The following is an 8632-nucleotide window of genomic DNA, read 5'->3' as shown; positions in this document are numbered from 1 at the left end:
GAAGCCGGCGGTGCCGATGACCGTCACCGTAATGCCGACGCCGGTCAGCGCCAGCGTGCCGATCACCATCATCCAGTAGGTGGTCGGGATCAGTTTCCTGAGGCCGCCCATATTGCGCATGTCCTGCTCGTCGGACACGGCGTGGATGACCGAGCCCGAGCCGAGGAACAGCAGCGCCTTGAAGAAGGCATGCGTGAACAGGTGGAAGATCGCCGCGCCATAGGCGCCGACGCCGAGCGCCACGAACATGTAACCGAGCTGCGAGCAGGTCGAATAGGCGATGACGCGCTTGATGTCGTTCTGGACGAGACCGACGGTGGCCGCGAAGAAGGCCGTGAAGGCACCGATGAAGGTCACGACCGTCAGCGCCGAATGCGACAGTTCGAACAGCGGCGACAACCGCGCCAGCATGAACACGCCCGCCGTCACCATGGTGGCGGCATGGATCAGGGCCGAAACCGGCGTCGGGCCTTCCATGGCGTCCGGCAGCCAGGTGTGCAGCGGCACTTGCGCCGACTTGCCCATGGCGCCCATGAACAGGAGCAGGCAGACGATCGTCATGGCCGCCTGCTTGTCCAGCGCATGGCCAAGGAAAGTCAGCACCGCGGCACCCTGCGGTGCACCTTCGGCCGGGATGAACGTCGCCGCATTGGCGAAGATGGTGCCCAGATTGACCGAGCCGAACAGCACGAACACGCCGAAGATGCCGAGCGCGAAGCCGAAATCGCCGACGCGGTTGACGACAAAGGCCTTGATTGCCGCGGCATTGGCCGACGGCTTCTTGTACCAGAAGCCGATCAGCAGATAGGACGCCAGCCCCACCCCTTCCCAGCCGAAAAACATCTGCACGAGGTTGTCCGCCGTCACCAGCATCAGCATGGCGAAGGTGAACAGCGACAGATAAGCGAAGAAGCGCGGCCGGTTCGGATCGTGGTGCATGTAGCCGATCGAATAGATGTGGACCAGCGCCGACACGGTGTTGACCACCACCAGCATGACCACCGTCAGCGTGTCGATCCGCAGCGCCCAGGACGCTTCCAGCCCACCCGACTGTATCCAGCGCAGCACGGGCACGGTGAACACCTCGCCATGGCCGAAACCGACGGTGAAGAACGCGACCCACGACAGCACGGCCGCGATCACCAGGAAACCCGAGGTGATGTATTCGGACGCCTTGGCGCCGAGCGACGTGCCGAACAGGCCGACGATCAGGAAGCCGAGCAGGGGAAGGAAGACGATGGCCTGATACATGGTGGTTCCGTCAACCCTTCATCATGTTCACGTCTTCGACCGCGATCGAGCCGCGGTTGCGGAAGAAGACGACGAGAATGGCAAGTCCGATGGCGGCTTCGGCCGCCGCGACCGTCAGCACGAACAGCGCGAACACCTGGCCGACCAGATCGCCGAGTGCTGCCGAAAAGGCGACGAAGTTGATGTTGACCGCCAGCAGGATCAGCTCGACCGACATCAGGATGACGATGACGTTCTTGCGGTTCAGGAAGATGCCGAACACGCCGAGCGTGAACAGAACAGCCGATACGGTCAGATAATGTGCGATGCCGACAACCATCTCAGAGTCCCTCGCCTGTCTTGACCTTGCGGATTTCCATGCCGGTCGCCGGTGTGCGGCCGACCTGGGCTGCGATCGACTGCCGCTTGACGCCTGGCTTGTGGCGCAGCGTCAGCACGATGGCGCCGATCATGGCGACCAGCAGCACGAGGCCCGAAATCTGGAAGTAGTAGAGGTAGTCCGTATAGAGGATGTCGCCGAGCGCGGCGGTATTGGTCCGCGTGGCAAGATCCGGAATGGGCTTGGAGACCGTCGAAGCGAGCTGCGGCGCGAAGGTGTAGCCGCCGAGAACCACGATCAGCTCCGCCGCCAGGATCAGCCCGACCAGCGCGCCGATCGGCGCATATTGCAGGGCGCCGCTCTTCAGTTCGGCGAAATCGACGTCGAGCATCATGACGACGAACAGGAACAGAACCATCACCGCGCCGACATAGACGACGAGCAGGATCATCGCCAGGAACTCGGCGCCGGTCAGCATGAACAGGCCGGCGGCGTTGAAGAAGGTCAGGATCAGGAACAGCACCGAATGCACGGGGTTGCGCGACGAAATGACCATGAACGCCGATGCCACCGCGACAAAGGCGAAGAGGTAGAAAAAGGCCGCCTCTAGTCCACTCAACATTGGGGATCCCCCGGGTTCCTGTACAAACAGGACAACCGTCCTGTTTCGATGTTTGCCGCCTCAGGCCGCAAGTTTCGTTGTGTCCTTAGACGAGGCCCCTCGCCCCGTCCATGCGTCAAATATCAGCGGTAGGGCGAGTCCAGCGAGATGTTGCGCGCCAGCTCGCGCTCCCACCGGTCGCCATTCGCCAACAGTCTGTCCTTGTCGTAGTAGAGTTCCTCGCGCGTCTCCGTCGCGAACTCGAAATTCGGCCCCTCGACGATGGCGTCGACCGGGCAGGCTTCCTGGCAGAAGCCGCAATAGATGCACTTCACCATGTCGATGTCGTAGCGCACCGTGCGGCGCGTGCCGTCATTGCGGCGCGGGCCGGCCTCGATGGTGATGGCCTGCGCGGGGCAGATCGCCTCGCACAATTTGCAGGCGATGCAGCGTTCCTCGCCGTTCGGGTAACGGCGCAACGCATGCTCGCCGCGGAAGCGCGGGCTGGTTGGCCCCTTCTCGTGCGGATAGTTGATCGTCTCCTTCGGCGCGAAGAACTGGCGCATCGACAGGAAGAAGGCGCTGACGAAATCCTGCAGCAGCAGCGATTTGGCGGCTTGGGAAAGAGCGGACATCACGCAAACCCCGTGATCTTGAGGAAGGCCGCGGTGGCGACCACCATGAACAGCGAGATCGGCAGGAACACTTTCCAGCCAAGCCGCATCAATTGGTCGTAGCGGTAGCGCGGCACGAAGGCCTTCACCATGGAGATGCCGAAGAACACGAAGCAGACTTTCAGCACGAACCAGATGACGCCCGGCACCCAGGTGAACGGCGCGAAGTCGAACGGAGGCAGCCAGCCGCCGAGGAACAGGATGGTGGCCAGCGCGCACATCAGCACGATGGCGACATACTCGCCGAGGAAGAACAAAAGGAACGGGGTCGACGAATATTCGACCATGTGGCCGGCGACCAGTTCCGATTCGGCTTCGACCAGATCGAAGGGCGGGCGGTTCGTCTCGGCCAGCGCCGAGATGAAGAAGATGATGAACATCGGGAACAGCGCCAGCCAGTTCCAGTCGAGGAAGGTGTTGGGCAGGCCAAGCCGCGTACCAATTCCATCATGCTGCGACAGCACGATATCGGTGAGGTTGAGCGAGCCGGCGGTGAGCAGAACGGTGACGATGACGAAGCCGATCGAGACTTCGTAGGACACCATCTGCGCGGCCGAGCGCAGCGCGCCGAGGAACGGATATTTCGAGTTCGACGCCCAGCCGCCCATGATCACGCCGTAGACCTCGAGCGAGGAGATGGCGAAGACATAGAGGATGCCGACATTGACGTTGGCGATCGCCCAGCCGTGGCTGACCGGGATGACCGCCCAGGCCGAGATCGCCAGCACGGCCGACACCAGCGGCGCCAGCAGAAACACGCCCTTGTTGGCGCCGGACGGGATGACCGGCTCCTTGAAGACGAACTTCAACAGATCGGCGAAAGCCTGCAGCGTGCCCCAGGGGCCGACGACGTTCGGGCCACGGCGCAATTGCACCGCCGCCCAGATCTTGCGGTCGGCGTAGAGGATGTAGGCGACGAAGATCAAAAGAACGACGATCAGCACGACTGACTTCAACAGGATCAGCAGCGCCGGCAGCACGTAGAAGGAGAAGAAAGTGTCCATGCTTATTCCGCCGCCTGCTTGAAGCCGCTCTTGGCCAGTGCCGAGCATTCCGCCATCACGGCCGATGCCCGCGCGATCGGGTTGGTCAGGTAGAAATCCTTCACCGGCGAGGTGAAGGTGCCCTTGTTCAGCCGTCCGCCGAGCTTCGCCACCTCGGCGATATCCTCGGCATTGCCGGCCGCGACCTGGTCGATACGGGCCAGATGCGGGTATTCGCCATAAAGCTTGGCGCGCAGCTGCGGCAGCGAATCGAACGGCAGTTTCTCGCCCAGCACATCCGACAGCGCCCGCAGGATCGCCCAGTCCTCGCGCGCCTCGCCCGGCGCGAAGCCGGCGCGGTTGGTCTGCTGCACACGCCCTTCGGTGTTGACATAGGTGGCCGATTTTTCCGTGTAGGCGGCCGCCGGCAGGATGACATTGGCGCGGTGCGCGCCCTGGTCGCCATGCGTGCCGATATAGACGACGAAGGCGCCGCCGGTCTTGGCCATGTCGATCTCGTCGGCGCCGAGCAGGAACAAGAGCTCCATTTCGCCCAGCATGCCGGCAACGTTTCTGCCGCCCTCGCCCGGCACGAAGCCGAGATCGAGACCGCCGACGCGCCCGGCCGCATTGTGCAGCACGGCAAAGCCGTTCCAGTCTGCGCGAGCAGCGTTGACGGCGGCCGCGAGCTTGGCCGCCTGACCGAGCACGGCCGCGCCATCGGCACGCGCCAGCGCGCCCTGTCCCACGATGATCAGCGGGTGTGTCGCCTTCTTCAGCGTCTGGAAGAACTTGCCATTGCCGTTGGCCAAATCCCCAAGCGAATCCGGCCCGGCGCCCAGCTGTTCGTAATCGTAGCGGGTATCGCCGACATCGCCGATGACGCCGACCGGCAGATTGCCGGTCCGCCAGCGCTTGCGGATGCGCGCATTGAGCACCGAGGCTTCATAACGTGGGTTGGCGCCGATGATCAGCACCGCATCGGCCTGCTCGATGCCTTCGATGGTCGGGTTGAAGATATAGCTCGCACGGCCCAGCGCCGGATCGAGTGCGGCGCCATCCTGGCGGCAATCGGTATTCTTCGAGCCGAGCGAAGCCATCAGCAGCTTGAGCGCATAGGTTTCTTCGACGGCGGCGAGATCGCCCGCGATAGCGCCGATCTTTTCGGGCGCCGTCTTCGACACCGCGTCCTTGATCGCGGCGAAGGCCTCGGCCCAGCTGGCAGCAACCAGCCTGCCGTCCTTGCGCACATAGGGGCGGTCAAGGCGCTGCGTGCGCAGGCCGTCCCAGATGAAGCGGGTCTTGTCGGAGATCCACTCCTCGTTCACCGCCTCGTTGACGCGCGGCAGGATGCGCATCACTTCGCGGCCCCGGCTATCGACGCGGATCGCCGAGCCGACCGCATCCATCACGTCGATGGATTCGGTCTTGGTCAGCTCCCACGGCCGCGCCTGGAAGGCGAATGGCTTCGAGGTCAGCGCGCCGACCGGGCAAAGGTCGATGACATTGCCCTGCAGCTCCGAGGTCATCGCCTGTTCGAGATAGGTGGTGATCTCGGCATCCTCGCCACGGCCGATCAGGCCCAGTTCGGAAATGCCGGCGACTTCGGTGGTGAAGCGGACGCAGCGCGTGCAGTGAATGCAGCGGTTCATCACCGTCTTCACCAGCGGTCCGATGTATTTGTCTTCGACCGCGCGCTTGTTCTCGTGATAGCGCGAGGAATCGACGCCGAAAGCCATCGCCTGGTCCTGCAGGTCGCATTCGCCGCCCTGGTCGCAGATCGGGCAATCCAGCGGATGGTTGATCAGCAGGAACTCCATCACGCCTTCCCTGGCCTTCTTGACCATCGGCGTGTTGGTGAAGATTTCCGGCGCCTCGCCATTCGGGCCGGGACGCAGGTCGCGCACGTTCATGGCGCAGGAAGCCTGCGGCTTGGGCGGCCCGCCCTTCACCTCGATCAGGCACATGCGGCAATTGCCGGCGATCGACAGCCGCTCATGGAAGCAGAAGCGCGGCACTTCCGCGCCAGCGTCTTCCGCCGCCTGCAGCAGCGTGTAGTGGTCGGGTACAGTGATCTCTTTCCCGTCGACCTTGAGCTTTGCCATTCGCCTCAAACCCCTGCGGAGTTCCCGCAATCTCTTTTTCCGGACGCGGTCGAGACCACGTCGAGCACTTCATTCACTTCTTGACGGCGAGCGCCGCCGCTTGAGCTGTCCAATCGTCGCGGCCGATGCGGCCGCCGAGCGACAGATAGTCCTCGACCCAGGCAACCTCTTGCGGCGTCCATGCCGCGATCTGGGCATACGTCCAGATGCCGAGGCCGTTGAGAACCTTTTCCAGCTTGGGCCCGATGCCGGATATCGCCTTGAGATCCGCCGGTTTCGCCGGCTTCTCCATGGCCTTGGGCTGCCTGAAATCCTCGGGCAACAGCGCATCGCCGACGCCGCCCGTTGCGGGAACGGCATTTGCCACCGGCGTCATGGTGGCGGCTTCCTTGGCGGCAATATCGGTGACTTCCTGCGCGAAGGACTGCGCCTCGGCGATCATTGTTTTCGCCGTTGCCCGTGCCTTGGTGGAGGAAGGACTCGGTTCATCGAACTGGGCGACGCGCGCCTCGAAATCATCGACGATCGGCTGCAGCAGCCGTTGCGAGGCTTCTGCCGCGCCTGAAAACGCGCCCAGCCAGACGCCAAAAGCATGATTGGCAAGCCCGAGGCCAAGCGCCGACATCGCGGCCGCACCCGCCACAGGATGCACGAAAAGGTTGACGGCACTGGCCATCTCCTTCGGCATCATCCTGGTCAAGTCCTGGTTCATCTGCTCGATCTGGTCCAAATTGGGCATCAGCGGGTTCGAATACGGCGCCATAGAGTTCTCCTGGTCGTTTCGTCGTTCGCCCCGCCCTTCGCTGCGGACTTTCGTCCGCGTAAAACGTTCTTCTATTCCGCCGCCACCATCACAGGCTCGGCCCGGTGCGCATTGCGCGAAAACTCGTCGATGCGCCGCTCCACTTCGCCGCGGAAATGCCGCATCAGGCCCTGGATCGGCCATGCCGCCGCGTCGCCCAGCGCGCAGATCGTATGGCCTTCGATCTGCTTGGTGACGTCGAGCAGCATATCGATCTCGCGCTTCTGCGCCTCGCCGCGCACCAGCCGTTCCATCACCCGCCACATCCAGCCGGTACCTTCGCGGCATGGCGTGCACTGGCCGCAGCTCTCGTGCTTGTAGAAGTAGGAAAGCCGCGCGATCGCCTTCACGACATCGGTCGACTTGTCCATGACGATGACAGCCGCGGTTCCAAGGCCGGATTTGAGGTCGCGCAGCGCGTCGAAATCCATCGGCGCGTCGATGATCTGCTCGGCCGGCACCAGCGGCACCGAAGCGCCGCCCGGTATGACCGCCAAAAGATTGTCCCAGCCGCCGCGAATGCCGCCGCAATGCGTCTCGATCAGTTCGCGGAACGGGATCGACATCGCCTCTTCGACCGTGCACGGATTGTTGACGTGGCCGGAGATGCAAAACAGCTTGGTGCCGACATTGTTCGGCCGGCCGAAGGACGAGAACCAGGCCGCACCGCGGCGCAGGATGGTCGGCGCAACCGCGATCGATTCGACATTGTTGACCGTGGTCGGGCAGCCATAGAGGCCGACATTGGCCGGGAATGGCGGCTTCAGCCGCGGCTGGCCCTTCTTGCCTTCGAGGCTTTCGAGGAGCGCTGTCTCCTCGCCGCAGATATAGGCGCCGGCGCCGTGGTGCATGTAGATGTCGAAATCGTAGCCGGAGGTGTTGTTCTTGCCGATCAGCTTGGCCTCATAGGCCTCCTCGATCGCGCGCTGCAGCGCCTCGCGCTCGCGGATGAACTCGCCGCGCACATAGATGTAGGCGGCAACCGCACCCATGGCGAAACCGGCAAGCAGCGCGCCCTCGACCAGCGTGTGCGGGTCGTTGCGCAGGATGTCGCGGTCCTTGCAGGTGCCGGGCTCCGATTCGTCGGCATTGATGACCAGGTAGCTCGGCCGGCCGTCGCTCTGCTTGGGCATGAACGACCATTTGAGGCCCGTCGGGAAGCCGGCGCCGCCACGGCCGCGCAGGCCCGACGCCTTCATCTCGTTGACGATCCACTCGCGGCCCTTGGCGACGATGCCGGGCGTGTTATCCCAGGCGCCGCGCGCCATCGCGCCGGCCAAGGACTTGTCGAACAGGCCGTAGATATTGGTGAAGATGCGGTCTTTATCCCCGAGCATTTTTCGTCCCTCAGACCGGCTTCTTGCCGAAGACGCGGATGTATTCGGCGACGCCACCCTTGGCGAGCGCCTTGGCCTGCTTGACCCAGTCGTCGCGATCGATGCGGCCCTGGAAAGAGAGATAGCCATCCACCCACTCGCGTTCGGCCTTCTTCCACGACGCGACCTGCGCGAAGGTAAAGATGCCCAGCGTATGCAGGATGCCCTCGATCTTGGGGCCGACGCCGGAGATCAGTTTGAGGTCATCGACCTGTGCCGGCCTGTCGATGCCGGCCGGGCGGTTCTTGTCCCCGAGCGACGGTTTGGCCGGCTTGGCGGCCGGTACCTTGACCTCTGGCGCCTTGAAGGCGGAGGCCGGCTCGGCCTTGGTGATGGGGCCACTGCGCTGCTTGGAAACCTGCTCGACTTTGGAGTCTGCCTTGTTGGCATTGGCGGCCGAATGCAGTGGAGCGGCAACACTCGCCGCCTTTTCAGCCGCCGGCGCGACCTTGGTTTTTGAAGGCGTCTTCAGCGCCGGGCTGGTTTCAGGGGCGTCGGTCTTCGGCTTGCTGGTGTTGGAC

8 protein-coding genes and 1 pseudogene are annotated in these 8632 nt (G+C 63.7%); all 9 read right to left on the bottom strand.

Annotation, left to right across the window (positions count from 1 at the left end; all coding sequences use genetic code 11):
* Positions 1–1251 (bottom strand): NADH-quinone oxidoreductase subunit L (gene nuoL, locus ENZ74_RS12840; RefSeq protein WP_127312800.1); only part of this gene is annotated, 1251 nt, incomplete at its 3' end.
* Between the two features lie 10 nt (positions 1252–1261).
* A complete protein-coding gene (gene nuoK, locus ENZ74_RS12835; protein WP_010910101.1) occupies positions 1262–1570 on the bottom strand; it encodes an NADH-quinone oxidoreductase subunit NuoK in 309 nt (102 codons plus the stop codon).
* Position 1571: 1 nt separating this feature from the next.
* Positions 1572–2192, bottom strand: coding sequence for an NADH-quinone oxidoreductase subunit J (locus ENZ74_RS12830; RefSeq protein WP_013531099.1), 621 nt, complete (start codon positions 2190–2192; stop codon positions 1572–1574).
* Positions 2193–2314: 122 nt separating this feature from the next.
* On the bottom strand, positions 2315–2806 hold the full coding sequence (nuoI, locus tag ENZ74_RS12825; protein ID WP_013531098.1) for an NADH-quinone oxidoreductase subunit NuoI: 492 nt from the start codon (positions 2804–2806) through the stop codon (positions 2315–2317).
* Complete coding sequence (gene nuoH, locus ENZ74_RS12820) at positions 2806–3849, bottom strand: NADH-quinone oxidoreductase subunit NuoH (RefSeq protein WP_013531097.1); 1044 nt, start codon at positions 3847–3849, stop codon at positions 2806–2808. The genes nuoI and nuoH overlap by 1 nt, the downstream gene beginning before the upstream one ends.
* A gap of 2 nt (positions 3850–3851) precedes the next feature.
* Complete coding sequence (gene nuoG / locus ENZ74_RS12815; protein WP_127312799.1) at positions 3852–5933, bottom strand: NADH-quinone oxidoreductase subunit NuoG; 2082 nt, start codon at positions 5931–5933, stop codon at positions 3852–3854.
* Positions 5934–6006: 73 nt separating this feature from the next.
* The gene (locus ENZ74_RS12810; RefSeq protein WP_063168237.1) at positions 6007–6696 is read right to left on the bottom strand and encodes an NADH-ubiquinone dehydrogenase; all 690 of its coding nucleotides are present in this window, start codon (positions 6694–6696) and stop codon (positions 6007–6009) included.
* Positions 6697–6767: 71 nt separating this feature from the next.
* Complete coding sequence (nuoF, locus tag ENZ74_RS12805) at positions 6768–8072, bottom strand: NADH-quinone oxidoreductase subunit NuoF (RefSeq protein ID WP_013531094.1); 1305 nt, start codon at positions 8070–8072, stop codon at positions 6768–6770.
* A 10-nt stretch (positions 8073–8082) separates the two neighbouring features.
* A pseudogene (locus ENZ74_RS12800) lies at positions 8083–8632 on the bottom strand (NADH-quinone oxidoreductase subunit E); the annotation flags it as partial.

Origin of the sequence: Mesorhizobium sp. M7A.F.Ca.CA.002.15.2.1 (genome assembly GCF_003998715.1) — a bacterium.
Taxonomy (GTDB): domain Bacteria; phylum Pseudomonadota; class Alphaproteobacteria; order Rhizobiales; family Rhizobiaceae; genus Mesorhizobium; species Mesorhizobium ciceri.
The sequence above is the reverse complement of the archived record's forward strand: the minus strand, read 5'-3'. Positions and strand labels throughout refer to the sequence as shown.

Excerpts from the sequence above, each read along its gene's own strand:
- nuoK (WP_010910101.1), bottom strand. The coding sequence starts at position 1,570 with ATGGTTGTCGGCATCGCACATTATCTGACCGTATCGGCTGTTCTGTTC.
- ENZ74_RS12830 (WP_013531099.1), bottom strand. The coding sequence starts at position 2,192 with ATGTTGAGTGGACTAGAGGCGGCCTTTTTCTACCTCTTCGCCTTTGTC.
- nuoI (WP_013531098.1), bottom strand. The coding sequence starts at position 2,806 with ATGTCCGCTCTTTCCCAAGCCGCCAAATCGCTGCTGCTGCAGGATTTC.
- nuoH (WP_013531097.1), bottom strand. The coding sequence starts at position 3,849 with ATGGACACTTTCTTCTCCTTCTACGTGCTGCCGGCGCTGCTGATCCTG.
- nuoG (WP_127312799.1), bottom strand. The coding sequence starts at position 5,933 with ATGGCAAAGCTCAAGGTCGACGGGAAAGAGATCACTGTACCCGACCAC.
- ENZ74_RS12810 (WP_063168237.1), bottom strand. The coding sequence starts at position 6,696 with ATGGCGCCGTATTCGAACCCGCTGATGCCCAATTTGGACCAGATCGAG.
- nuoF (WP_013531094.1), bottom strand. The coding sequence starts at position 8,072 with ATGCTCGGGGATAAAGACCGCATCTTCACCAATATCTACGGCCTGTTC.